At 58.8% G+C, this 25,905-nt stretch carries 20 protein-coding genes and 1 pseudogene; 7 read left to right on the top strand and 14 right to left on the bottom strand.

What is annotated here, in order from left to right; translation table 11 throughout:
• Window positions 1-25: 25 nt before the first annotated feature.
• The 3 genes from ACWKWM_RS26390 to ACWKWM_RS26380 are packed head-to-tail and all read left to right on the top strand — an operon-like array spanning window position 26 to window position 2,737.
• Entirely contained in the window at window positions 26-1,315 is a 1,290-nt protein-coding gene (locus tag ACWKWM_RS26390) for an MFS transporter (protein WP_483848923.1), read from the top strand.
• Window positions 1,316-1,341: 26 nt separating this feature from the next.
• Window positions 1,342-2,013: an HAD hydrolase-like protein gene (locus tag ACWKWM_RS26385; RefSeq protein WP_483848922.1), complete on the top strand. Its 672-nt coding sequence runs from the start codon at window positions 1,342-1,344 to the stop codon at window positions 2,011-2,013.
• A gap of 31 nt (window positions 2,014-2,044) precedes the next feature.
• Window positions 2,045-2,737, top strand: coding sequence for an HAD family hydrolase (locus tag ACWKWM_RS26380; protein WP_483848921.1), 693 nt, complete (start codon window positions 2,045-2,047; stop codon window positions 2,735-2,737).
• A 10-nt stretch (window positions 2,738-2,747) separates the two neighbouring features.
• Here the strand turns inward: ACWKWM_RS26380 and ACWKWM_RS26375 are convergent, their stop codons facing one another.
• Window positions 2,748-3,566: a hypothetical protein gene (locus ACWKWM_RS26375; protein ID WP_483848920.1), complete on the bottom strand. Its 819-nt coding sequence runs from the start codon at window positions 3,564-3,566 to the stop codon at window positions 2,748-2,750.
• A 69-nt stretch (window positions 3,567-3,635) separates the two neighbouring features.
• A complete protein-coding gene (locus tag ACWKWM_RS26370) occupies window positions 3,636-4,142 on the bottom strand; it encodes an N-acetyltransferase family protein (RefSeq protein ID WP_483848919.1) in 507 nt (168 codons plus the stop codon).
• 381 nt (window positions 4,143-4,523) lie between these two features.
• Here ACWKWM_RS26370 and ACWKWM_RS26365 point away from each other — a divergent pair, with 381 nt between their 5' ends.
• Window positions 4,524-5,450: a TauD/TfdA dioxygenase family protein gene (locus ACWKWM_RS26365; RefSeq protein WP_483848918.1), complete on the top strand. Its 927-nt coding sequence runs from the start codon at window positions 4,524-4,526 to the stop codon at window positions 5,448-5,450.
• 84 nt (window positions 5,451-5,534) lie between these two features.
• On the opposite strand, the gene ACWKWM_RS26360 is transcribed toward ACWKWM_RS26365, so the two are convergent.
• Both ACWKWM_RS26360 and ACWKWM_RS26355 read right to left on the bottom strand, forming a co-directional pair.
• On the bottom strand, window positions 5,535-6,143 hold the full coding sequence (locus ACWKWM_RS26360; protein ID WP_483848917.1) for an HAD family hydrolase: 609 nt from the start codon (window positions 6,141-6,143) through the stop codon (window positions 5,535-5,537).
• 135 nt (window positions 6,144-6,278) lie between these two features.
• Entirely contained in the window at window positions 6,279-6,725 is a 447-nt protein-coding gene (locus ACWKWM_RS26355; protein WP_483848916.1) for an NUDIX hydrolase, read from the bottom strand.
• Window positions 6,726-6,881: 156 nt separating this feature from the next.
• On the opposite strand from ACWKWM_RS26355, the gene ACWKWM_RS26350 reads away from it, so the two are divergent.
• On the top strand, window positions 6,882-7,445 hold the full coding sequence (locus ACWKWM_RS26350; protein WP_483848915.1) for a nucleotidyltransferase family protein: 564 nt from the start codon (window positions 6,882-6,884) through the stop codon (window positions 7,443-7,445).
• 20 nt (window positions 7,446-7,465) lie between these two features.
• Here the strand turns inward: ACWKWM_RS26350 and ACWKWM_RS26345 are convergent, their stop codons facing one another.
• The 8 genes from ACWKWM_RS26345 to ACWKWM_RS26310 form a co-directional block, all read right to left on the bottom strand.
• Window positions 7,466-9,037, bottom strand: coding sequence for an ABC transporter ATP-binding protein (locus ACWKWM_RS26345; protein ID WP_483848914.1), 1,572 nt, complete (start codon window positions 9,035-9,037; stop codon window positions 7,466-7,468).
• A gap of 26 nt (window positions 9,038-9,063) precedes the next feature.
• A complete protein-coding gene (locus tag ACWKWM_RS26340; protein WP_483848913.1) occupies window positions 9,064-10,086 on the bottom strand; it encodes an ABC transporter permease in 1,023 nt (340 codons plus the stop codon).
• Window positions 10,086-11,150, bottom strand: a complete 1,065-nt coding sequence (locus ACWKWM_RS26335) for a microcin C ABC transporter permease YejB (RefSeq protein WP_483848912.1) — start codon at window positions 11,148-11,150, stop codon at window positions 10,086-10,088. Before ACWKWM_RS26335 ends, ACWKWM_RS26340 begins: the two co-directional genes overlap by 1 nt.
• The gene (locus ACWKWM_RS26330) at window positions 11,137-12,975 is read right to left on the bottom strand and encodes an extracellular solute-binding protein (protein ID WP_483848970.1); all 1,839 of its coding nucleotides are present in this window, start codon (window positions 12,973-12,975) and stop codon (window positions 11,137-11,139) included. The genes ACWKWM_RS26335 and ACWKWM_RS26330 overlap by 14 nt, the downstream gene beginning before the upstream one ends.
• A 92-nt stretch (window positions 12,976-13,067) precedes the next feature.
• Entirely contained in the window at window positions 13,068-15,956 is a 2,889-nt protein-coding gene (locus tag ACWKWM_RS26325) for a TonB-dependent receptor (RefSeq protein WP_483848911.1), read from the bottom strand.
• Between the two features lie 163 nt (window positions 15,957-16,119).
• Entirely contained in the window at window positions 16,120-19,083 is a 2,964-nt protein-coding gene (locus tag ACWKWM_RS26320; protein ID WP_483848910.1) for a TonB-dependent receptor domain-containing protein, read from the bottom strand.
• Between the two features lie 202 nt (window positions 19,084-19,285).
• Window positions 19,286-20,239, bottom strand: coding sequence for a FecR domain-containing protein (locus tag ACWKWM_RS26315; protein ID WP_483848909.1), 954 nt, complete (start codon window positions 20,237-20,239; stop codon window positions 19,286-19,288).
• Window positions 20,236-20,748, bottom strand: a complete 513-nt coding sequence (locus ACWKWM_RS26310; RefSeq protein ID WP_483848908.1) for a sigma-70 family RNA polymerase sigma factor — start codon at window positions 20,746-20,748, stop codon at window positions 20,236-20,238. Before ACWKWM_RS26310 ends, ACWKWM_RS26315 begins: the two co-directional genes overlap by 4 nt.
• A gap of 491 nt (window positions 20,749-21,239) precedes the next feature.
• On the opposite strand from ACWKWM_RS26310, the gene ACWKWM_RS26305 reads away from it, so the two are divergent.
• Window positions 21,240-22,277 carry an ABC transporter substrate-binding protein gene (locus ACWKWM_RS26305; RefSeq protein ID WP_483848907.1) on the top strand — a complete coding sequence of 346 codons (1,038 nt, stop codon included), beginning with the start codon at window positions 21,240-21,242 and terminating at the stop codon, window positions 22,275-22,277.
• A 74-nt stretch (window positions 22,278-22,351) separates the two neighbouring features.
• On the opposite strand, the gene ACWKWM_RS26300 is transcribed toward ACWKWM_RS26305, so the two are convergent.
• Both ACWKWM_RS26300 and ACWKWM_RS26295 read right to left on the bottom strand, forming a co-directional pair.
• Window positions 22,352-22,951 (bottom strand): histidine phosphatase family protein, encoded by a 600-nt coding sequence (locus ACWKWM_RS26300; protein WP_483848906.1) that lies wholly within the window; start codon window positions 22,949-22,951, stop codon window positions 22,352-22,354.
• A gap of 72 nt (window positions 22,952-23,023) precedes the next feature.
• On the bottom strand, window positions 23,024-25,132 hold the full coding sequence (locus ACWKWM_RS26295; RefSeq protein ID WP_483848905.1) for a TonB-dependent receptor family protein: 2,109 nt from the start codon (window positions 25,130-25,132) through the stop codon (window positions 23,024-23,026).
• 613 nt (window positions 25,133-25,745) lie between these two features.
• Here ACWKWM_RS26295 and ACWKWM_RS26290 point away from each other — a divergent pair.
• Window positions 25,746-25,905: pseudogene (locus ACWKWM_RS26290) on the top strand (energy transducer TonB); the annotation flags it as partial.

Below are 25,905 nucleotides of genomic sequence, written 5' to 3'. Positions count from 1 at the left end.
CAATACTCTTCAGGCCCATCACTTAATGCACCGAACATTCTTCATCAACCGCAACTTCGCGCTGCTCTGGCTCGGGCAGGCACTGTCTTCGTTCGGCGAGTTTCTGGTGGGCGCGGTGGTGACGGTATGGCTGGTCAGCGATTTGCTGGCGGGGGATCCAGACTTGCCCGCAGCCCTCGGCCTGACCGTTGCTGCCGCCACACTGCCCCGCATTTTCATCGCGCCGCTGGCGGGTGCCTGGATCGACGATGCCCCTCCCGTCCGAGTGATGGTCATCGCGGACCTGGTGCGCATCCTCGCGTCAGTGCTGTTCATGGGCGCCTACGCATGGGCCGGCATGACGCCGTGGCAGACTGTTTGTGGCGTGAGCCTGTTGCTGGCGATCAACGCCACCGCTGCGCAGTTTTTCAATCCGGCCCGCGCGTGCATCATGCAGATCGCCATCCCGCCTGAGCGACGGATTGACGCGTCTGCCAAAGCCATGTTCTCGCTGACCGGCGTCGGTGTCTTCAGCTCGGCGCTGGGGCCTTTGCTGTTCGCAGCGATCGGTGCCATGCCGGCTTTCGCGCTGGCGATAGTCGGGCTGGGAGGATCGGCTTACTGCGTGATCCGCACCACGGGCTTGGCTACCCGCATCGAATCCAGCCTTGCGGCCGAAACGTACTGGCAGGCACTGGCGTCTGGCGTTCGTCTGGCCTGGACCCACCGCACTCTGCGCCTGATGATGATCGGCACCGCGCTGTATGGGGTTTCGCTGGGCATCAACAATCCGGTCCTACCCTTGTTCGGCATGCAGACGTTAGCCCTTGAGCCGTCCGCTTATGGTGTGCTGATGGCGGCGTTTCCACTCGGAGGGCTGTCCGCGACGCTGCTCAGCCCTTGGCTGTCGAGGAGGCTGAGAGCGGAGACGCTGACCTGTGCCGCGTTGTTCCTGCTGGGGCTGGCGAACCTTGCGTACGCCCTCTCTAGCGGTTATTACCTGCCGCTGCTGACGATGTACCTTTCGGGCATGTGCTTTGCCACCTACGCCGTGGCGCAGGGCCCGGTGCTGCAAATGCATGTGCCTGCGGGTTACATGGGCCGCATCTCTTCGCTGTCCAGCCCCGTGCTGTCGATCGCCTCGATACTGGCGACCGGCGCCGTCACCGCAGCGCTTTCACAGGTACAGGCCGAGCCTGCTTTGCCTGGCGCGATTGACCCCAATGTTCTGGCGTTGACGGTGTCTGCGGTCATCGTATTAGTGGGCGCAGCACTGATGTTACGCAGCTTGAGGACGCCGGTGTCCGCAGGTGAAACTGTTGGGGAGAGTCAGTGATGACGCCTTCCATGAAGGGTCGGCCGATGATCATCTTCGACATGGATGGGACCTTGCTTGACTCTGCCCCGGGAATCACTAAAAGCCTTACCCACGCCATCCACCATCTCGGCCATGACTTTCACCCCCCTGCAGGTGTTCAGCAGTTGTTCGGGCCACCCATGAACCAAGTGGTGGCTGAACTTCTGCGTCCGTTTGGCGATGATCGCGTCGAACAGTGCGTTCAGACGTATCGCGAGCACTATCGCGACTACGGCCTGTACGACTGCAGCCCCTACCCCGGCATTGCCGAGGCCCTCCAATCGCTGATCGCCGATGGTGTCTCGCTGGCGGTCGCCACCTCCAAGCGCCAGGCGTTCGCGGACAAAATGCTACGACACACCGGACTGCACGGGATGTTCGAAGACATCCGCGGTACGGCTGCCGACGGATCCCTCGACGACAAGGCGGACCAGCTCAGGCTGATGAGCGCATCACTCCCCCATCGCCACTCATGCTTTCTCATGATCGGCGACAAACGCGACGACATGGTGGCGGCCAGCAAAAACGCCATACCTGCGGTCGGCGTCACCTGGGGATATGGCACGGCGCAGGAGCTGACTGAGAGTGGCGCGGTTGCGCTTTCGGACAGCCCCAGACACTTGCCGGGGCTTGTGCTGCGGCTTCTGGCTCAATATGACCCCGGAACGCGATCGTAACCCTCTCACAGCTGCGCACAGGAATGACCGCATGCAACCCCACGTTGTGTTCTTCGATCTCGACAACACCCTTACCCATCGTCTGCGCAGCATCGAAGCCTACGCGCGCCTGTTCGCACGCCAGTTCGCAACCCACTTGGGTCTTAACGCGCAGACCCTTATTGCGCAGGTCATTGCGGATCAAGACAACGGCGGTTATCTGCCGCCGGACAGTACTCACCCGAACATCAGAACGGCGGTGACAGTGTCCCTGCACGACCGATTGCAGTGGCGCAAGCCTGTCCCGGTCGCTGAGCTGGCGGACCATTGGTTCGAGCATTTTCCGACTCAATCAGTCGAGATGCCCGGCGCCAGCCTCCTGATCGAAAGCCTGGTGGCGCGGGGAATAAAAGTCGCGATCATTTCCAACGGCGCCCGCCAATCACGAGAGGCGACACTCGTGCACCTCCCCTTCAAGCAACATGTGTCTCTGCTGATTAGCTCGGAGTCTGCCGGCTGTCACAAACCTGATCCGGGTATTTTTCTACACGCGGCCCGGACGCTGAGAACGGCCCCGGGACAGTGTCTTTACGTGGGCGATCACCCAATCAACGATGTCAGAGGGGCGACTGCGGCTGGAATGTCCGCTGTGTGGCTGAGCGGATTTCATGTATGGCCGGAAGACGAGCCGCCGCCGCTCAAACAGATAGGAAGGCTTTCACAGATATTGTCGCTGCTGAGCTGATCGGACAGTATCAGCGGCCGGTAAGCCCGCCGGCATCAACACCCAGCGCATAAGCCATGATCGCGCGCTGAACATCCAGCAGCACCGCCTTCTGTTCATAGCCGGCAAAGTTCGGATAGCCAACAGGTTCGAGTGCCAGCTCTTCACCGATATTGAACGGCGGCGTCGGCAGCAGCACTGGATTTCCCATTGATGCCAGGTGCGCTTCAGTGAGCGACCATCGTTGATCCGCGTATCCGGCCGGCCATGAGTCGGTGATCAGGATATCGACCCTGGTGTTCACGGCGTCGGAAAACACTACATTGATATTCCCCGGGTGAAATTGCCCGTCGCAAAAATGCGTCACGACCATTCCCAATGATCCTGCCAGCTCATGCCAGGACGCCATGACATTGGTCACCGGCCCCCACAGTCCGATGCTGACGTCGCGGATGTCACCAAACCGTGAGTGTATGTAGAACCCGTCCGACAACACCTCGCAAGGGTGGCCGCCGGAACTCATGGCGTTTATCACCGGCCGAACACTGGCTTGGGCGAAGTCTCGCAACCGTTGCTGATTGGCTTCACGGATCACGTACGCCGAATAAAACGGATCGAGATAACCCGCCAGATCCGAGACACGTTCTCGGGTCTTCAACAGGTTGGGCAGCTCGACGTACTCCAGGCCAAGCTGCCTGAACGCTCGGATAAACGTCGTTCGCGTACGAATCCCATTGCCTTCGAATGACCAGCCGATATTCCCCTCCAGTGCAGGGGCGGGCTGTCGAGCGAGTGCCCAGATGGCAAAGACCTCTTGCGAGGTCAGGTCACACAGATCGATCAGTTTCAAAATTCAGAGCTCCTTCAAGAGGGCCGAACGGTTTGGCCGTTCGCTGTACAACAAGACTGAATATCCAGGCTACCCCCCGCATCGAAGGGCAAGCCGCATCTTGACTGGATGATCGATGAGACCTGACCCCAGCGTGCAGGGCGGCAAAGCCTCGACCCAGGCGAAGCCAAAGCGTTCGTATAGCGCGCGGGCGGCAATGTTCGACTCAAAGACCACCAACTCTATAGCGTGAAAACCCGAATCACGACAACTGCCCACAAGCGCGGCGAGCAGAGCAGCTCCATAGCCTCGACGGCGCAAACCCTGCGTTACGTGCATGCCCAGACAGCCAATGCGCGGGTCACCGCCCGTTCGGCAGAAACTCTCCGGATAGACAGAGGCACTCCCGACTACGTGCGCAGCGTGCTCAACGACATACATTGGCCAACCATTGACCACCGACTGTCCCAATGACCGCTCGAAGGTCTCGATGCAGAGCGCCGTTGTGCGGGCGGGGTATTTACCTTCGCCATCGACGTCACAGTACAGTTTGAAAAGTGCCGACACATCACTAAGGCTCACAGGTCTGACTGCCATTTTTTGTTCTCCTGAAAATGGCCATTCAGGACGAGGACAATAAAAAAGCCCCGTCCATTTCTGGCGGGGCTTTGGTCGATGCTCATTCAGTTAAACGCGCATCTCCTTATGCTCCACCTAAGGCGAACATGGAGGAGCGAATAATGGGCATGAGCGATTGAGTCATCATCGGTCGATAGTGTGAGGATTTATTCCCGGTGTCAACGCACCTGGTAAAAACTTCCCTGGCCCAATAATTGTGCTTTTCCAAGCCCTCAATAACGCATGACGGGTCATCGTCCATAGACAAAAAAAGCAGGGATGTATGCCCCATCGATATTAGATCAACACTCTCGCAGACCGCATATTGTTCCCCCGTAACTCAACTGGAAGCAGGCGGCAATGTCAGAAAGCATCGGTGTTGAACCCTTGGCGCGTTACATCGGGGCGCTGATAACCGGCGTCGATTTGAGGGAGTCGTTGTCCCCGGCACAGATCACGGCCATTCGTGGAGCACTGGTGGAGTGGAAGGTGATTTTTTTCCGCGATCAGCCGTTGAGCCATGATCAACACATTGCCTTGGCCCGTCAGTTCGGAGAACTGACTGTCGGGCATCCGGTGTTCGGCTCAGTGCCCAATTATCCGCAGATTTATTCCGTCGCCAAATCCCGCTTCGGCACTAGGTTCGAAGGCACGCGGCTGTTCAAGCCGTGGACCGGGTGGCATACCGATGTGACGGCGGCCATCAATCCGCCCGCGGCCTCCATTTTGCGTGGCGTGACCATTCCGCCCTACGGCGGTGACACGCAGTGGACCAGCCTGGAAGCGGCTTACGACGCGTTGTCTCCCACATTGCGCGGCTTTCTTGAAACCCTGCGCGGCGAACACCGCTTCACCCCGCCGGAAGGTCAAGCTGGCAAACGCGAATTTAACGATCAGGTGAAAGCCAGAGAACTGGTGAGCCTGCATCCGCTGGTGCGGGTGCATCCGGAGAGCGGACGCAAAAGCCTGTACGTCAGCCCCGGTTTTCTAAAGCGCATCGATGGCCTCGCTCCCCGCGAAAGCGAGCAATTGCTGGCGTTGCTTTTCGAGCATGTCATCCGACCCGAATTCACGGTTCGATTCAAATGGACAGAGGGCGCCATCGCCTTTTGGGACAACCGCTCGACGGCGCACCTGGCGCCAAAAGACCTTGCCGACCTGCCCTACGATCGCCAGCTCTATCGCACCACTCTGGTGGGCGATGTCCCGGTCGGCGTGAATGGTCTGACCTCCGAGGCGCTGGCAGGCGAACCGGTGCTGGCCTATCGCGCGGATGACGCTGCTTGAGAGACAGTTCGACTCGTGGACTGTGGAGTTAGTACTGGCGTAGCACCTCACGCTGCGCCGTCCCTTGCAGTCCGGGCAAATGTTTCATGGCTCGCAATACCTTTGGAGGTCTTCAGGCAGCGAACTGTCAGGCATCCATTGAACCGCCCGCCAACCTGCCGCTCGCGCCGCGACGACATTTTCAGTGATGTCATCCAGCAGAAGCAGTTCGCTGGCCGGGACACCGGACAAGGCTACCGCCTTTTCAAAGAACTGTAGATCCGGCTTTCGGCACCCCAGCGCTGCCGAATAGTAAATGCCGTCGCAGTGGTGCCCCAGCCCAAGCTGATCAATCAGGTACGCAGCCCGCAGATGCTCCTGATTGGTGGCGAGGAAGATCTTCGTCCCCATCTCACGCTGTCGATCAAGATGTGCAATCAATGTTTGATCCAGCCTCGCATCGTGGGCAAACCAGTAGTCAATAAGGTCTTGATGAGACAGATGCCTGGCGATCTTTTTCAGCACAGGCGTCAAGGCCTCCACGAGACCCCGCTTGCCTGTGACGATGTCGTTCCAATGCGGAGTAAAAAAAGCCTGCTTCAGATCTGCCTCAGTCACCCCAAGGTCAGCTTCGATGGACGCGGACCAATGCCGGCCATCGGCCCGACCACGAACGAGAACACCATCTACATCGACCATCAGCGCGCGAATCATGGTGTGTCTTTCCCTATCAAACAGAGTCGTTTCAAAACGGGTATCACGTCCCGCCTGGCTGTTCGTAACACAACACTGGCGGAGCATTTTGCGTGGCAGCGAACAGACGTCGAAGAGTTGAAAGGCTTTCCGTGATCAACTGAGCAAAGAGAATGAATTCAACAGCTCGTATAGCCCCTCCGGCACCAGTGCTCCTTCACTGCTCAAACTGGCACTGTCGCGCCACACCGCCTTGAATCGTTCGCCGTCACTCTCCTGCCCTTCCAGCCAGGTTTTTTCGTAAAGCGCAGGGTCTTCAAATCGGGCGTCGTAGACCTGCACGACTTCGTGGCCCGGCTTGCCCAGGTAGGTAAAAATGCTCTCCAGCGTGCCGAGCAGCCGCACGTCGCGAATCGGCAGGTCCAGCTCCTCGCGAATTTCCCTGACGACCGCATCAGTGCCCCTCTCGCCGAATTCGACGCCGCCGCCCAACGGACGAAACAAAGACTGCTGCTTCACGGGATCGTGGAATGGGTTGACCAGAATCTTTCCCTGATGATGAAAAATGCAGATGGCCACAAGGCGGATACGGGGCGCTGGCATACGTTAATTCCATTTTGAATGAGTGAAGCGTGAGTCGACACTGAGCATCTTGCGAGCAAAGGTATCGTTCTTGCAGGAGGTCACGCCGTGAATTGCTGTAACCGTGCGGCAAGTCCACCAGCACTCTGCAAAAGTTGCTCCAAACAGGAAGAACGCATGACATTGACTGTCCGTAGCCTCATCGACACCGCAATGGCTAATCCGATCAACGCACAGATCGCCGCGCGGTTGCCTTCGCTGAAACTCAATCAGACCATGCTGACCGCAGGCTGTATTTTTCAGGCTGTGTGGAATCAGAAATCCGACCGGCCAGCTTCGTGGGGGGTCAATGATTACGACGTGTTCTACTTTGATGAAGACCTGTCATGGGAGGCGGAAAACGAAGTCATCGCCGCTGCAGCGGCGCTCTTCCTGGATCTGGGTGTCAAGGTCGAACTGAGGAATCAGGCACGAGTGCATCATTGGTTCCAAGAGCGCTTCGGCGCCGACTATCCGGCACTGCAGTCGGCACATGAAAGCATTGATCGCTTTCTGATTTGCTCCACCTGTATCGGTCTGCACCTGGATACCGGCGAACTCTACGCACCCTATGGTCTGGCTGAACTTGAGCAGGGCATTTTGCGCATGAACCCCCATTTCCCGCAGCCTGAGTTGTTCCTGAAAAAGGCCGAAAGCTATCAGGCGCGATGGGATTGGCTCAAAACGATAGAGGTTGGTTGAGCGGCGCTGCCTGCAACCTATTACTCTACGAATGAAGCCGCTAACAAATCACGGGTGTAAGGGTGCTCCGGTGATAGGAAAAGCTGCTCGGTGCTGCCCGCCTCCACCACCACGCCGTCCTTGATCACGATCAGGTCATGGGCCAGCGCGCGAACCACTGCCAAATCATGGCTGATGAACAGGTACGTCAACCCGTGCTCCTCCTGAAGTGTGCGCAGCAGATTGACGACCTGTTTTTGCACGGTACGGTCCAGCGCAGACGTGGGCTCATCCAGCAGGATCAGTTCCGGCTTGAGCACCAGCGCTCGGGCGATGGCGATTCGTTGTCGCTGCCCACCCGAGAACTCGTGGGGATAACGGTGTCGGGTCTGCGGGTCGAGGCCGACATCGTTCAACGCATCAATCACCTGCGCTTCTCGCTCTCGCGCATCCAGTGCGGTGTGTACGCGCAGACCTTCCTCGATTATCTGCTGTACGCTCATGCGTGGGCTGAGGCTGCCAAACGGGTCCTGAAACACCACTTGCAGCTTGCGCCGCCATGGGCGCAGCGCGCGGCCTTTGAGCTGATCCAGGGCCTGGCCCTGATAACGGATGCTGCCCTCGGCATCAATCAACCGCAGTACCGCCTGACCGAGGGTAGACTTGCCCGAACCGGACTCCCCGACAATCCCAAGGGTCTTGCCCCGTTGCAGGCGCAACGTCACGCCGTCAATGGCCTTGATCGGGGCCCTGCGCCGGAAGATCCCACCCTGAGCGAACCACACTTTTAGATCGTCCACTTCCAGCAGGGTCTCGGACTGGGCATGGGGCAGTGCACGACCGTCCGGTTCGGCCGCGAGCAACAGACGAGTGTAAGGATGCTCGGGCGTGGCGAACAGGGTCGCGCGATCGGCCTGCTCGACAATCTCGCCGCCACGCATCACGGCCACCCGCTGCGCGACGCTGCGCACAACATTAAGATCATGGCTGATCAGCAACAGCGCCATGCCCAGTTGTTGTTGCAGGTCCTTGAGCAGCGCGAGAATGCGTCGCTGCACCGTGACGTCCAGCGCGGTGGTGGGCTCATCGGCAATCAACAGCGTCGGTTCGCAGGCCAGTGCCATGGCGATCATCACACGCTGGCGCTGCCCGCCGGACAACTGATGGGGATAAGCACTGAGCCGCTGCTCAGGGTGTTGGATGCCCACCAGTTCCAGCAGTTGCAGCACCCGGGCTCGCGCCGCCGCGCCGCCCAGGCCTTTGTGCAGCAACAAGGTTTCACTCAGCTGACGCTCCACCGTGTATAGCGGATTGAGGGAGGTCATGGGCTCCTGAAAGATCATCGCAATCCGATCACCCCGAATCTGCTGCAAACGTTCGGGCCGGGCGCCGATCAGCTCTTCGCCCTGGTAGCGGATGCTGCCGCGCGTGCGCGTGATATGAGCGGGCAGCAGCTGCAGAATCGAATGCGCCGTCACGGATTTCCCCGAGCCCGACTCCCCCACCAACGCCAGGCACTCCCCCGCGTGGATGTCCAGATCGAGGCCGCGCACAGCCTTGTGTCCGTCGAACGCCACCTGCAAGTTACGAATTTCAATCAATGCATCGGTCATCAAGGCCTCTCTGATCAAGATCGGGATCAAGATCGTGGATCAAACGCGTCACGGCAGGCTTCGCCGATGAACACCAACAGGGAAAGAATCAATGCCAGGGCAAAAAATGCCGTCAAGGCGAGCCACGGCGCTTGCAGATTGTTTTTGCCCTGGCCGATCAACTCACCCAGCGAAGCACTGCCCATGGGCATGCCGAAACCCAGAAAATCCAGAGCAGTCAGAGTTGAAATGGCGCCAGTCAGAATGAAGGGTAAGTAGCTCAATGTGGCCGTCATGGCGTTGGGCAAAATGTGTCGCAGCATCACGTGAAAGTCGCCGACGCCTAGCGCCCGTGCCGCCTTGACGTACTCAAGATTGCGCCCGCGCAGAAACTCCGCGCGGATCAGATCCACAAGGCTGAGCCAGGAAAACAGCGCCATGGTCCCCAGCAACCACCAAAAACCGGGCTCGACGAAGCCGGAAAGGATGATCAACAGGTAAAGGATCGGCAGCCCGGACCACACCTCCAGCAGACGCTGCCCGAGCAGATCCACCCATCCGGCGTAATAACCTTGCACGGCGCCGGCGACAATACCGATGACCGTGCTCACAGCCGTCAGCGCCAAGGCAAACAACAGGGAGACACGGGTGCCGAAAATCACCCTGGCCAGCACATCGCGCGCCTGATCATCAGTGCCCAGCCAGTTCTCCGCTGAAGGCGGCGTGGGTGAGGGCGAGCTGAGGTCGTAATTGACCGTGTCGTAGCTGAACGGGATCGGCGCGAACAGCATCCAGCCGCCCTGCCCTTCGATCAGCTCACGAACGTAGCTGTTGCGATAGTCGGGTTGGAACGGCAGCGAACCGCCGAAATCTTCCTCGGTGTAACGCTCCAGGACCGGGAAAAACAGCGAGCCCTTGTAGCTGATCAACCACGGCCTGTCGTTGGCGATCAGATCGCCGCCCAGGCAGATGATGAACAGCGCGAGGAACAGACACAGCGACCACCAGCCCCGCCGATTGCGCCGAAAATGCAGCCAGCGACGTCGGGTTGGCGCAGACAGAACGAACATCAATGAGTCCTCGCCGAAAAATCGAGCCGGGGATCGAGCAGGCGATAGCACAAGTCGCCCGCCAGCTTTATCAGCAGTCCCATCAGCGTGAAGATAAACAGCGTGCCGAACACCACCGGGTAATCCCGGGACACGGCCGCCTCGTAACTCAGCCGCCCGAGGCCGTCGAGGGAGAAGATCACCTCGATCAACAGCGACCCGCCGAACAGCATCGTGACCAGCGCCTGAGGCAGACCCGCAACGATCAGCAGCATGGCGTTGCGAAACACATGCTTGTAGAGCACCTGTTTTTCACTGAAGCCCTTGGCCCTGGCAGTCACCACATATTGGCGGGTGATTTCATCGAGAAAGCTGTTCTTGGTGAGGATGGTCAAGGTGGCGAACCCGCCGATCACCAGTGCCAGAACCGGCAGCACCAGATGCCAGAAGTAATCGATGACTTTGCCGGTCCACGACAGCGTGGCGAAGTTTTCCGACACCAGCCCGCGCACCGGAAACCAGTCCAGCAGACTGCCGCCACCAAACACGACGATCAGCAACAAGGCAAACAGAAATGCCGGCATCGCGTGGCCAATGATGATCGCCGCGCTGCTCCAGACATCGAACCGGCTGCCATGGCGCACGGCTTTGCGTATGCCCAGCGGGACCGACACCAGATAGCTCAACAGCGTGGCCCAGAAGCCCAGGGACAAAGTGACGGGCAGCTTCTCCAGAATCAGGTCAGTGACCTTGGCGCCGCGAAAGAAGCTGTCGCCGAAGTCCATTCGGGCATAGCTGTTAAGCATCAGCCACAGCCGCTCGCCCAGAGGTTTGTCGAATCCGTACTGACGCTGAATGTCGGCAATCAATGCCGGGTCCAGCCCCCGTACCGTGCGTGATTCGCTGCCCACCGTTTCCACACTGGCACCGGCCAAAGACGCTTGGGCGCCAATGCCTTGCAGCCGGGCGATAGCCTGCTCCACCGGGCCACCGGGCGCGGCCTGCACGATGAAAAAGTTGACCAGCAGAATGCACAGCAAGGTCGGCGCGATCAGCAGCAAACGACGCACGCTATAGGCCAGCATGTTGGCGCACCTCATTGTGTTGATTCATTTGTGCGGTGGTCAGGGGCGTTGGGCTCAGCTCCCACCAGGTGTCGATCCCTACATCATTGAGCGGAGCGGTCTGCGGACGGCCGAAGCGATTCCACCACACCGACGAGGAGCCCGGCGGGTAGTAATTGGGAATCCAGTAGTAGCCCCATTGCAGCACGCGATCCAAAGCATGGGCATACCGCACCATGGTCGGCCGGTCATTGGCGCGCACCAGCCCATCGATCAAGCCATCGACCGCCGGATTGCGCAGCGACATGTAATTGTTGGAACCGGGATCATCGGCACTGTCAGCGCCGAAAAAATTCATCAGCTCGCGACCTGGAGACGGGCTCACCGGATAGCCGTTGACGATCATGTCGTAGTCCCGGGCGCGCACCCGGTTGGCGTATTGCGCCGAATCGATCATGCGAATATTCAGGCCAATGCCGATTTGCGCCAGGTTGCGCTTGAACGGCAGCAACAGGCGCTCGAAGCCCTTCTGGTTACTGAGGAAGGTGAACTGCAACGGCGTGCCTTGAGCGTTGATCAGCCGGTCGCCCTGTGGCTTCCAGCCCGCCGCTTCCAGCAGTTTGAGCGCCTGTAATTGCTGCGCACGAATATGACCGCTGCCGTCGGTAACAGGCGGCTGGTAGACCTGATCGAACACTTCATCGGGCACCTGACCGCGCAAAGGCTCGAGAATCGCCAGCTCCTGGGCGTCAGGCAACTGGCTGGCGGCCAGTTCGCTGCGGGAAAAGAAACTGCGCTGGCGGATGTACATGCTGTGCATCATCTGCCGGTTACTCCAGTCAAAATCCCAGAGCAGGCTCAGTGCCTGGCGCACCCTACGATCCTGAAAAAGCGGTTTTTGCAGATTGAACACAAAACCCTGCGTCCCCTGCACGGCCGCAGGCGCCAGTTGTTCGCGCTGCAAACGCCCGTCGCGCAGGGCATCGCCGTCATAGCCCACGGCGTAGTTGGTTGCCGAGAACTCGCGGTTGAAGTCATACCCCTGCGCGCGCAGGATCTGCCGCGACACATCGGTGTCACCAAAAAACTCCAGGCGCAGGGTGTCGAAATTGTAAAGGCCCCGGGTGATCGCAAGGTCCTTGCCCCACCAGTCTTTGACCCGTTCGAAGGTCACGCTTCGACCGTTGTCCACCGCGCTGATGCGATAGGGGCCGCTGCCCAGCGGCGCTTCAAAGCCACCGCCATTGGCGAACTTTCTTTCCCGCCACCAGTGTTCCGGCAACACCGGCAAAGAGGCGATGTCCAGCGGCAAGGTGCGATTGTCTGCGCTCTTGAACAGGAAGCGCACCTGCGTCGGTGACTCCACCACCACCTGATCGACATCCGCAAAGCGCTGGCGGTACGCCAGGCTGCCTTGGGTCCTGAGCAGGTCGAAGGTGTAGCTGACGTCCTGCGCAGTGATCGGCGTGCCATCGGCAAAGCGCGCCCTGGGGTTGAGAGAGAAACGAATCCAGGAGCGGTCGTCCGCCAGCTCCATCGACTGTGCCACTAGGCCGTACACCGTATAGGGCTCGTCCTGCGAACGATAAGCCAACGGGCTGTATAGCCAGCCCTGAATCTGGGTGACACCGGTGCCCTTGTCGACATACGGAATCAAGTGATCGAACTGTCCGTCCTCCATCGACGAGCGACGAAAGCTGCCGCCCTTTGGGGCCTCGGGGTTGACGTAATCCAGGTGCGTGAAACCTGCCGGATACTTTGGCGCCTCGCCATAAACCGTCAAGGCGTGAACCGGTTGAGCCAACAGCGATGACGTCCAGCAGCCGGTCAACGCGGCCAGTAACATGAAGCGAAACACCCTCACAAATCGGCTCCTCTTGAGTGAATCCTGCGCACTGCGCTCACTGGCGCTCAAGGGAGCGCCAGGGGTGCGCGTTATCAGAAGTTGTAGGAAACCCGTGAGTACAAGGTGCGCCCGAAAGGATCGGAGTTGCGTGGGTCGTAACCGCTCTGAAAGGTAGAAGTCTGGTTGCTGAACGGCGGTTCGCGATCAAACAGGTTCTGCACGCCCAAGGTGATCTGCGCGGTGTAACGCCAGGTGTAAGTGCCGGCCAGATCCCAGACATTCCAGGAGCCGACTTTGCCGTGGGTTTCGCGGTCGTCATCGTTGTAGCCGCTGACAAAACGATTGGTCAGCGTGGCGCCCAGCGGTCCCTTATTCCAGGTGCCGTTGAGGCTGTGACGCCAGCGAGTCACCGCGCCTGCCGACGAGAAATTACCGCCGCGATAATCCCCCAGCTTGTCGATGTAGGCGCCATCCAGATCCTGCTGATAGTCGTACCGTGTCACGTACGTGCCTTGCAGGTTGGTGCCGAATTGCCCAAGCGACGTCTCCGGGAAGCGATAGTCGAAGCTGACGTCCACACCACTGGTCTTGACCTTGCCCAGGTTGGCAAGCCCGGTCACGATGTGATCAATGGTGCCATCGGGCTTGCGCACGATGCGGTCCGGGTACAGGTCTGGCTGGTCGAACACCGCCGACTCCGGAAATTCGGCGATCTGGTTGGCGATCTTGATCCACCAGAAATCCAGTCCCATCGACAGGTTATTCACCGGCTGATAGACGAAGCCAAACGTGACGTTGCGGGCGGTTTCAGGCTTGAGATCGGTGTTGCCGCCATTGCGACTGAAAAACTGCTGGGCGCAGTCGCGGTTGGCGATGCCGCCGTTGCTCGGCGCGCCACCGGCACACAGTCGCGGATCGTTGTAGTTGGCCACGGTGAAACCGGTCGACACCGGGTTGTACAACTCATACAAAGACGGCGCACGGAACCCTTCGCTGTAAGCGCCACGGACCACCAGTTGCTTGAACGGCTGAAAGCGGAACGAGTACTTGGGATTGGTGGTGCTGCCGAAGTCGCTGTACTTGTCGTGACGCACCGCTGCCGACAACTCGAGGCTGTCGAGCACCGGCACGTTGATTTCGGCGTATTGCGCCTGCACCGAGCGATCCCCGGAAACACTGGCTGCCGGATCGATCCCCAGGCTTTGAATGTTGGCTGCGAAATCCTCGAAGTCCTGGTGGAACTCTTCCTTGCGGTACTCGCCACCCAAGGCCAATGCCGCAGGACCTGCGCCGAACCAGTCGCCAATGTCTCGGCCAATGCGGCCGTCGATGCTTTTGACCCGACCCACCGCTGTACCGTAATCACCATCCACAGCGTTAGCGCCCAGCAACGCCGCGCCCGCCGGCGACTGAGCACCGAACGGGTTGACGACCCCGGTCGCGATACCGTCGGACACCGCACGATCATCCACATAACCGCTGAGGATCGAGTTGGTGACTTTGTTCTGGTTGTACGCGGCACCGATGTTGTAGTCCCAGCCAGCCACCACGCCGTCGAAGGTCAGCAGCAGCCGTTGACCGACGTTGTCGTCCTCGTGCCGACGCGCGCCTACTTCGCTTTCACGCCAGTTCACATCCACCGGCTGGCTCGGGTCGATCGCAAAGTTGGTAGGACCCGGCGTAATGCCGTTGCCAGGATAGAACGCAGTGCCAGGATTGACTTGCAGCCCCGTGAGCAGACCCGGTCCGATCTGCGTACGGTTCTGATTGCGCGCCCAGAAGTATTCGAGGCTGACGTTGTGATCGTCGGCGAGCTTGCCGCTGGCCTTGCCGAAAAATGAGGTTTTCTCGGTTTCGGGCACCAGGTCCAGATAATTCCACACCGACTGACGGCAGATGCCGCTACGGGAGATCAGCCCCGGACCGTTACAGCCAGAAGCGGCCAGCGGGTTGGTGGCGTTGGACCCCTGGCTCCAGTTGGCAGGCGATGCGGTGCCGGATGAGTAATCAAGCCCCCTGCCCGGCTGATAGTTGTAGGTGTAATCCCGGTCCCGGGCCTTGAGGCTTTGCTGTTTGTCGTGACTGACCACGCCAAACACGTTGAAACGGTCGTCGTCCAGATCGCCAAAACCCCAGCTGCCGCTGAAGTTGCTGGTGTCGCCACCGCCCGCATGAGTCGGCGTGCTGCCACCTGCGCTCAATTGGCCTTCGGTCACGCTTTTCTTGGTGATGAAGTTGATCACGCCGCCAATGGCGTCGGTGCCGTACAGCGCAGATGCGCCGTCCCGTAGTACTTCCACCCTGTCGATGGCAGCAAATGGAATGGTGTTGAGGTCCACGCCAGAACCGTTGCTGGAGCTGGTGGCGTTGTTGCTCAAGCGCCGACCGTTGAGCAACACCAGGGTTTTGTTCTGACCGATGCCGCGCAAATCGGCGAATGACGCCCCACCGCTCGACGACCCCACGGAACGACCGGAACCGACTGACGATTGGTTGGCAGCGATCCGGCTGACCAATTGTTCGGTTGAGGTCACGCCCTGCTTTTTCAGTTCTTCGACGCGCAGGATAGTCACCGGCACAGCCGTTTCGGCATCCACCCGACGAATCGCGCTGCCTGTGACTTCGATGCGCTGCAACTGGGTGGTCACCGGCACGACTTGCGCCTGGGTAACCGCATCGCGCGGCGCGGCACTGAGTACGATCGCGCCGCTGTCCTCGGTTTCCTGCACGCCAGTGCCCTGCAGTGCGATCTGCAAGGCTTGCGCCGACGTCAGGTCACCCTTGATAGCGGGCGCTTGCAGGCCTCTGACCAGGGACTGCTCGAACGAGATGGCTTTGCCGCCCTGATGCGAAATGCTCAGCAGCGTCTGATCCAGTGGTCCTGAAGGGATATCAAACGTGCTGGCCGCCGCGCCGCCAGCGGCAACGCTGGCAGCGAAAGTCAGTGCAAAACGGGTTGAAGCTGATGTTGGAATGCGCATTGAGTGCAAAACTCCCTGTCCTTGTTATCCGGGTATGCAGGGATGTGCGCTGAGGTCAGAGTTTTTATAGAGCAGGTATTAGATCGTTGGGGCATGAGCTTATGCGGTTTGCTTGTGGGCTGCGGACACCAGGAGCCCGCAACGCCATTCTGCATCCGCAGGATCAGCCGCCGAAGTGGTAACTCACATCCAGCCAGACTTGCCGGCCGTATGGATCGTAGTTACCGGTGGGGTAATACGGCCAGCCAGCGGAATCGTCTTTCTTGATCTGGTTGAGCACATTATTAACGGTCAGGCCGACACTGGCTTTGTCATTAACCTTGTAGCGCGCGCTGGCGTTGAACGTAGTCCAGGGCGTCAAGCGTCCATCACCGGCGGCGTTGGTGACACTGCCGTAGCGAATGCCCGCCAGGGTCGACGTCAGGCGCTGATAGTCCCAGGTCAGGCTCGCATTGACCTTGCTTCGCCAGTCGTAATTGCTATTGCTACTGCGCAGGTTTTGGGTTTCGGCTTCGTCCGACTCTTTGTAGTAATGCGACAGCACCAGGCTGTAGCCGATCTGCGAGCTGAACGCGCCGTACTGACCCGCGCCCCATCGAATGTTGCTTTTGAAATCCAGTCCACTGACCCGCTCGCTGGCGGCATTGATGGCGTTGATCTGCACTCGTTGCAGTTTGTCCGGATCGACCGCCGCCGTGCTGGCATTGCGTTGAATGCGCGCCAGCACCTCGTCACAGGTCGCGCCATCGAGCTGGCCGTTACGGCATTGGTTCTCCTGTTGCAGCAGGCGATTGAGATCGACCGTGGTCAGCAGATCGTCGATTTCGACGCGCCAGAAGTCAGCAGAGAAATCGAACTGGTGCGAAGGCGACCAGACAAACCCGTAGGTCCAGGATTTTCCGCGTTCAGATTTGAGATCCGGTGTTCCGCTTTGCGTGTAATCGACCCGCCCGCGATCACAGGCGCCGTCTACTCCCTTGCCGCAACCGTAGTAGTCAATCTGCGCGGGGTCATAGCCGTTGGTGTCGGACTGATAGAGATAATTGAGGTCTGGGGCGCGAAAGCTGGTGCCGTAGCTGCCACGAATCAACAAGCTGGTGACTGGACGCCATTCAAGCCCCAGGTTGTAGGTTTTCTGTTGTTCGGTTCGACCGCTGAATTTGTACTGATCCCAGCGTCCTGCCGCTGATGCGAGCACCGTATCAGTCACCGGGATACTCAGCTCTCCCCCCGTCGCATAACGATCCCGCGAACCACCGGAATTGGACGCGGGTGTGGTGTTGTAGAAAGTGCCATCATTGAGTTGATCGTCAGTGTTGACGTGGTAGGACTGGCGCCCGACTTCGGCAACGCCGGCAAAGCCCACCGGGCCTGCGGGCAGATCAAACAGCTCACCGTTGATGTTGGCACTGAAGGTTTGCGACACCGACTTGCTGCGCTGGGTCAGGTTGCCACGAAACTGTCGCCATTCTTCTTCCGTCAACGGCCGGTCAAGCCGCGACTCGTCCGGAGCGAACACAGGGTAGCCATCCTGGGTACCGAGTTGTGGCCCCAGGAAATAATCGCGAATGCCGCTCAATGGTGTGTAGCGCGTATTGCGGGTGCTGGTGTATTCAGAGCGGTTGGCCGCCAGTTGATAGCCCCAGTCACTGTCGCCGATCTTGTCCTCCAGGCCCAGGGTTCCGGTCCAGGACAGCTCGCGCCATTTACTGTTATTACTGGTTTTGCCGCCGATTTCTTCGCTGGCGAAATTGCGTGACCAGCGCTCCAGGTCGCCGTTGTTCTGGTTGATGAAATCGGGCGAGGTAAAGCTTGGGCCACGAGTGTTGTTCTGCGTGTGGTCGAAGCCGAACATCAGGTCGGCGAAGGCCTTGCCGGTATTGCTGAAATGCCAGGTGCCGCGGCTGTAACCGTCGTAGTTTTCCTTCTGCGCCTGCACTGTCCAGTAATCGTTGTAGTACTGATTGGTGGTGCAACGATTACCGCTACCTCCTAATTTGCCGTTGTAGATGCCGCCGTAGGCACCACAGCCGGGGCCCAGATAATCGCCCGTGGTCAGGTTGCGTCGATAGCCGACGTCCTTGGCTGTGCCGTCGTTCATGAAGCCGCGCTGATCGGCCCAGATTGGCTCGCGGTTGGTCAGCTCCAGGCCGAAGATCCCGTCGAAATCGCCCCAGCTGTCACCCCCGGTGATCTGCAAACGCTGGTTGTCGCCGCCGCCTCGCTCGGTGTAGCCGCCGCGCAGGTTGACGTCGACGCCGCTGGTCTTGTCCTTGAGGATGATGTTCACCACACCGGCGATTGCATCGGAGCCGTAGATCGCCGAGGCACCGCTGCTGAGAATCTCGATCCGGTCGATCATCATCGACGGGATGTTCGCCAGATTGGTGAAGTTGACGCTGCCGTCGTAAGCGGTGGGGTAATCGGCGACGCGCCGGCCGTTGATCAGCACCAACGTATGATTGGGCCCCAGCCCTCGAAGGTTCAATGCGCTGGCCGCTGGCTGGAAGGTGTTGCCGTAATCCTCGCCTTGGGTCATGCCGGTGTTCTGGGTTTGCGAAGCGATGGCGTCATAGACGTTGCGATAACCCCGCGCGGCGATTTCCTCGCTGGTGATGACGTTCACCGGCGACGGTCCTTCAACCTGCGCGCGGGGAATCCTCGAGCCGGTCACCGTGACTTTTTCAAGTGCGACATCGCCGGGGAGTCTGGCCGCCGAGACCGTGGTCACCGGCGCAGCCTTCACCGCAGCTGAAGGAATGACCGCCGCGCGCTGTACCACCCATCCGCCGTCACCGCTGGGTACCGCTTCCAGGGTGGAACCGCGCAACGCTTGTTGCAGCGCTTGTTCGGCGGTGAACACTCCACGCACCGGGCCGCTGGCCAGACCTTGCACAAGGCTTTGCTGGAAGGAAATGATCAGGCCGCTCCTGCGGGAAATCGTCAACAGCGCCTGATCCAGCGGGCCAGGGGCAATATCGAATTCAAGGCTGGCACTGTTGCTGGTTGGCGCTGCGGTGGACGCCGTTGGCTGGGCCAATACGGTTGCGTGCTGCGCGAACGCGGCCACACCAAGGGCCAGAGAAAGCGTCGCCAGTGGCAGGCGACGGGAGCGGTTGGGCTGCATGGTCGGTGTTCCCCATCATTGTTGTCAGTTGATGGGATTGAGCAACCAACCGGGGGTTTTTATAGAGCGGCCTTAGGCCCAATAGGCATTGGGTTATAACGCTTGATGTCTTGCAGCCCGGGCCTTTGATTACCGGGCATCAACACTTTGTGCAACGACGGCAGACGGTTTATAGAGGCACGGTAAAATTATTTTTAGTCTTTCACCGCACGTCGATGCTCACCCAGTACGGGCTGTGATAATCGATCTGCACCGGCAAGGACCGGGACAGCAGCTGCAACGCGCGGTCGGTGTCGTCGAGGGGATAGATCCCGCTCAACCGCAAGCTGGCCGCCGACGGGCTGACCCGAATGATGCCGCGCCGGTAATTGCGCAACGACTCCACCACATCACCGAGCGTCTGATCGCGCACTTCCAGCAATCCTTGAGTCCATGAAGACTCCTCGCCGGTGGCAGCTTCGAGCCTGAGGATGCGGTCGGCGTTGAACGTGGCTTTCTGTCCGGCGTTGATGACCTGCACAGCGCCGTTGCTCGTGGTGATCTGCACTTGGGAATGCAGCATGCAAATCTGCGTCTGGCCGTCGTCCTGCTGCACCACAAAACGCGTGCCCAGCGCCCGCATTCTGCCCTGCTGCGTCTGGACAACGAATGGCCTGCTGCTGTCTTTTGCCACATCGACCAGCAGCTTGCCGTCGAGCAGTTGCAACAGCCGCTGCTGCGCATCGAATATCGGGATGACTTTGCTGCGCGCTTCCAGGGTCAAGGCGCTGCCATCATCAAGTTGCAGACTCAGGCGCTCGCCGGTGGAGGTACTGAAGGCACCGGATTCAAGCCATCCAGCGGGCAAACGTGCCAACAACCCCGCGCCCGACACCAGGCCTGCAAAAGCCAGGGCGTTGCGCATGAAACGCCGCCGACCTGACGGCGCATTGAGCGTGTGCAACAGCGTCTCACGCGGGATACGCCGCAGCCCGTCGTTTTCGAGTGCGGCGATGCCTGCACCCATGGCGTTGATGATTTCATTGCGGCGAGGGTCCGCCTTGCGCCAGCGGCTGAACGCGTTGAATTCCTCAGCGCTGGCATGACCTGATTGCAGCAACGCCATCCACTGCGCTGCTTCATCGATCATGGCGTCGTCAGGTACAGCGCTGCTCATACTTCCACCATCGCCAGGTAGCAACGCTTGAAGGCATCAACCATGTATTGCTGAACACGACTGACGGATACTTGCAGCAGCTCGGCAATCTGCGCGTAGGTAAGACCGTCCAGCTGGTGATACAGAAATGCGGCCTTGGCTTTGGCCGACAGACCGTCCAGCAACCGATCGACCTCCAGCAACGTTTCGATCAACAGCAAACGTTCCTCCGGCGAGGGATGCACCATCAACGGGGCCTGGGCCAGGGTTTCGAGGTAGGCGCGCTCCAGGTCCTGCCGCCGCCAGCCTTCGTACATCAATCGCCTGGCGATGGTGGTCAGCAGCGCTCGCGGCTCGCGTATCGCCGCAGGGTCGGGCAAGGCAAGCACCCGCAAAAATGTTTCCGAGGCAATATCCTGAGCGCCATGCGGACACCCCATCGCCCTGGTCACCCGAGCGCAAAGCCAGCTGTAATCACTGCTGAAAATCTGACCAATCAGACCGAACTGCAGGTTCTGATTCACACTCATTACGTGCTCCGTGATAATAGGGGGCTGTCCAGCCTCTTGTTGTAAAACAAGTTGGGACTCTTGTTCAGGAACGGGACTTTGCCTATATCGACTCAAAGACGGAAGGAATAAAAAATTCGTACGGACTATTTAAAGGATATAAAAAAATCTGCCTGTAATGCTCGTCGTGTAACGCAGTGCAACTCAGGTGAAATAGAAAAAGTGCTGGACGATTCTTATCAACTGTTCGCCAGCAAACAGTGTTTACGCAGATTGATGATTGGCAGTTTTTTGCCAGTACGCACAATGGCTAATGGCACATTAAGTTCGGACACGACAATTCCCCACGGAACTGCAACCCTCCGGTTTAGATGGCCTCACCACCGTCACTTCTGAAAATCGCCCATATCGATATGCTTTTTTGGTATTTAAAGTCGATCCTTTATATCTATAAAGTTCGCTGATCAGGGATAGCGCCTATCGCTTTCTCCTCTATACCAACGGAGCGTTTCATGCGCAAAAGTCGTTTCGGATTACCCGGACTGGGTCGGTTGAGTGCGGCGGCGCTACTGGCCGCGAGCGTTGCCACTGCCGGTTTCGTTACTCCCGCCAGCGCCCAGGCTGAAGGCCAGATTCGCATCGCCGAACAGTTTGGCGTGGTCTATCTGCTGCTTAACGTCGCCCGCGACCAACACCTTATTGAAAAGCACGGCAAGCAAGTCGGCGTCGACATTAAGGTCGACTGGACGCAATTATCTGGCGGTTCTGCCGTCAACGACGCGCTGCTGGCGGGCGCCGTGGACATTGCAGGTGCGGGTGTCGGGCCTTTGCTTACGATTTGGGACCGTACCCATGGCAAGCAGAACGTCAAGGCAGTCGCGTCACTCGGCAACTTTCCGTACTACCTGGTGAGCAACAACCCGAACGTCAAAACCATCGCTGACTTCACCGAGAAAGACCGCATCGCCGTACCGGCCGTAGGAGTCTCGGTGCAGTCACGCTATCTGCAACTGGCCTCGGCGAAACTGTGGGGCGATGCCGACTATGCGCGTCTGGACAAGTACACCGTCAACCTGCCCCATCCGGATGCCAGCGCGGCGATTAAAACCGGTGGCACGGAGCTGAATGCACACTTCTCCAACCCGCCGTTCCAGGAGCAGGAACTGGAAAACAAGAACGTTCATGTGGTGCTGAATTCTTACGACATCATCGGCCCCAACTCACCGACCTTGCTGTTTGCGACAGAGAAATTCCGGGAAGACAACCCCAAAACTTACCAGGCATTCATTGACGCGCTAGTGGAAGCAGCGGACTACATCAAACGAGATAAACCGGGCGCTGCCGACACTTACATCCGTGTGACCAAATCCAGCATCGATCGCGCGCAGCTGATCAACATCATCGAGAACCCGCAGTTCGAATTCACCATCACTCCGAAGAACACCTACCCGCTGGCCGAGTTCCTGCACCGGGTCGGGGCCATCAAGAACAAACCCGCGTCGTGGAAAGACTACTTCTTCCAGGACACGAAACTGCTGGAAGGGAGTTGAGGGCTGCTGCCCTTCAAAGGGGCTCTTACTGAGTTGAGGCTGATGGGACTTGTGTCCATCAGCATCTTCTTAGCCTAACCAACTGGCAACGGGTCGAGCGACGGCACAACGTAATGCTGCACCGCTTCGGCGTTGTTCAGAACCAGCACTTGGCCGTTTTCCAGCTGCCAGTCAAAGAAATCCGAGAAATCCTGACGGATCAACGCACGTACGGTTTTGCCGACGAAACCGTGGGCGACCAGCAGCAGGTTGTCCGCGCCGCGGGCCTCAACCAGCCGCACCAAACCCTGATGCACGCGCGCAACCACTGCAGCGATCGTCTCGCCATTCGGGGGAGCTGTTGCCCAGTGACGGGTGATGTTTTGCTCCCACAGATCAGGGTGCAGATGCTTGGCTTCGGCCTGAGTCAGGCCCTCGAACACGCCGACATTTCGTTCCCGAAAACACTCGTTGATGTGCACCGGCAGTTGCCGTTGTTCGTTGAGAATCTCGGCAGTCTGCCGCGCCCTCAGCAAAGGAGAGACCGCGATGGCGTCGATGGATGGCGGCACTTGCAACGCAAGCGCGCGGGCCTGAAGTCGGCCGGTCTCGTTCAATTCAGCATCGAGCGAGCCCAGATAACGGTGCTCGGCGTTGGCTTGGGTCTGCCCGTGACGGGCAACATACAACCGCATTAACAATCCTCTCGAGCGAAAATCAGTGTTGTATTGCGTCTGCAAAGTTTGAGAGCAGGCGACAAATACCCCTCAAAAACGGAACGCAACGCCGGTGGTCACGTTGAACGCGTCACCCGGATAGAAGTTGGCTGAATCCTGGCCCTTGGCGTCGTAGGCCGTGTTGGAGGCAGTGGCGTAGCGCTTGTCGGTCAGGTTGCGCGCATCAACGAACACTTCCCATTTCTTGCTCGGCTCTTCATACCCGACTTTCGCTCCCCACACCGCATACGACGGTGCTCCCAGGCTGTTGGCGAAATCGACGTAGTAACTGGAGGCGGCGCGGGCATTGAGCTGGGCATAGAAGCCGCTTGGCTGACGATACTGAAGTTCGGCCTGATAGACCTGACGAGGCAACCCTGGCAGTTCGTTGTCGCCGAAGGTGGCATCGTTGCGGTAGTGGAAATCGTTGTAGGTGTAGGCCTGACGCAGGGTGACCGTGTCACCACCCTCTCCCTCCCACAGCTGCGCGTTCAAACCGGCTTCGATGCCCTGATGAATTGTCCCACTGCCGTTGGACGTGGCGATAAGCTGGTCCTGAGTGGCGGTTGCTTGACGCACAACGACAGACAGCAACTCTTTCTGGATCCACGAACGATACACCGTGAGGCTGCCGTCAAAGATGCCGTGCCCGCCTCTAATGCCCAATTCCACGGTGTTGCCCTTTTGCGGCCGCACATCGCGCAGGTAAGGTGTGCCGGTACTCCCTAGCTGCCAAGTCACAGGGGGATCGATTGAGCGGCTGACGTTGCCGAACACTTCGAATTCCGGCGTGAGCTGATAGCGCAAGCCGATTCGTGGAGCGATGTCACGTTCTTCGTATTCGACGCCATTGGGGAACGCGGTGGTGTTGACGCCGGTGGTGTATTCGATTTCTGCCTTTCGCTTGATGTCGATGAATGAAACCCCGGTCGACAGCCACAGCCGATCGGCCAGTTGCAACTCGTTGCCCAGAGAAAAAACGGTGTCCCGTGAGCCTGTGTAATTGGTTTCCTGCTGTTTGATTTTGGTCGCTTTGCTGTGGGATTTCACATCTGCCAGATAAGCGCGGGTATTGCTGAAAGTGATCGTGCTGTCGCTGGGCAGGCCGAGAAACGTATCGCCGGTGCGCAGATAACGCAGGGTCAGGTTGATGTCCTTGGATCGCCAGTCCTGGGGCGTCGCGGAGTAACGCCAGCCGTTGTACAAGGGGTAATCGTTATAACCCAGGCCCACTTCAAGTTTGGCGTTGTCGTCAAAGGTGTAGGTGGTCTTGCTGCCCACAAGTGTCGAGCCATCTTTCTTGCGGCCGGTCGGAACATCATTGCTTCGAGGATCATGCTTGAGCTGTTCTTTGGTCAGGGTGTTGCCTTGGGTCAGGGTTTCCTCCCGATAGCGCAGGAAGAAACGCGTTTCAAGCTTGGGGTTGAACACATGGCCAAAGTTGGCAACGATGCCCTGCCCTTCGTTGGCCGTATTGTCCTGATAACCATCGCGCTCGTTGTGCTGGATACTGACGTAATAGTCGCTGTCATCAACCACACCACCGGTGCTCAATACCTGCTTACGGTAGCCGTAACTGCCGGCCTCGAATCGGGCGTAGTTGCCAGGATCGGTACGGCCGGTCTTGCTGACGAAGTTGATCGCGCCGCCCAAGGACAAAGCCGAGTAATTGAACGCATTCGCGCCGTACAAGACTTCGGTGTGGTCGACACCGGCGATGTCGAGCATGTCTTCCTGCGTACCGCCAGGCCCGGTCAGTGGCAGACCGTCGAACAGGAATTTGATGCCCAGCACATAGCCTTGATAGAACGTGTTCAGACCTGAGCCGCGAATGGAAATCTTGTTGGCACCCGATCCACTGGTGGCCTGAGCGAAGACGCCTGGTTGCAACGCCAACACGTCTTCGGCGTTGGAAGCTCGGCCTTTTTCGATTTCGTGGTTATCAATGACCGCAGTCTTGCCGGGCACTTTGGCCAGTTGCTTTTGCGCCTTCTGCGCTTCACTGGCGGGCGCGCCGGTCACCGTCACTGTGGCGAGCCTCTTGTCTTGAGCCCCCTGATCGGCGACATCCTGCGCGGCAAAAGTGGCACCGTGAACCAGCATCAGCAAGACGCCCACGCTGGAAGCCGAGGTCAATGGATCAAAGCGACGAGCACGCATATCAAACTTCTGACGTATCAATTCCCTGCTCCATAAAATGAAAGGTGAGTGGGAGCATCTATTCGTATAGTCGCGCTCTCAATGAACTTAGCAGGGTTCGTGCCATGTAATTCTTGCTTATTTTATAAGGCAAACATTGATTCCAATTTGTGTGAATCGACACTTTGCTGCCGTGGTGTCGCCTTACAAACAGTTGCATGCGCGATAACTTGCGTAGCTGATCCAAGGGTATTTGTGCGATGGCAGACCTGCCAAAGACCTTCCCCTCCTTCCTTGGAGGTCATCAGGATAGAGCCTTCGCGAATCCACAACGGTCTCAAGCGCCGTTAAATGTGCACGCGCGTTATCCCGCATTCCGTATATATCCAAATGACAAGTGTTCATAACGCTCAGTGTTCCTGTCGCAACAGCTGATTAACAAAAAGTTTGCTCACTACAGTTAGACCCACTCATTGCAGCCTGAGAAGAGCTGTATTACGGGTGATTCATAGTTGGTATGGCTCTTGCTCCAGCAATATATGTCTCGTGTGAATCCTCACCTGTGAAGTTAGCCGCATGAGCAACCACCGTGGAACACGGGTTCCCGTTTCGTTTAATAGCCAGGAGTAAATCAATGGCCAAAGCCCAAACCGCCAATGCACTGGATGTGCTCTGGCGTCAGGCGCCGAGCGGCGACCTGCTCGACCTGGGCCGGGTCTATCGAGGGCCCTTGGCACTGTCGCGCTTGCACACCACTCCCAAAGGCGTGCTGAGCCGGCGTGAAGCCGTGTTGC

It is taken from the genome of Pseudomonas rosaeacicularis, assembly GCF_057128745.1.
The sequence above is the reverse complement of the archived record's forward strand: the minus strand, read 5'-3'. Positions and strand labels throughout refer to the sequence as shown.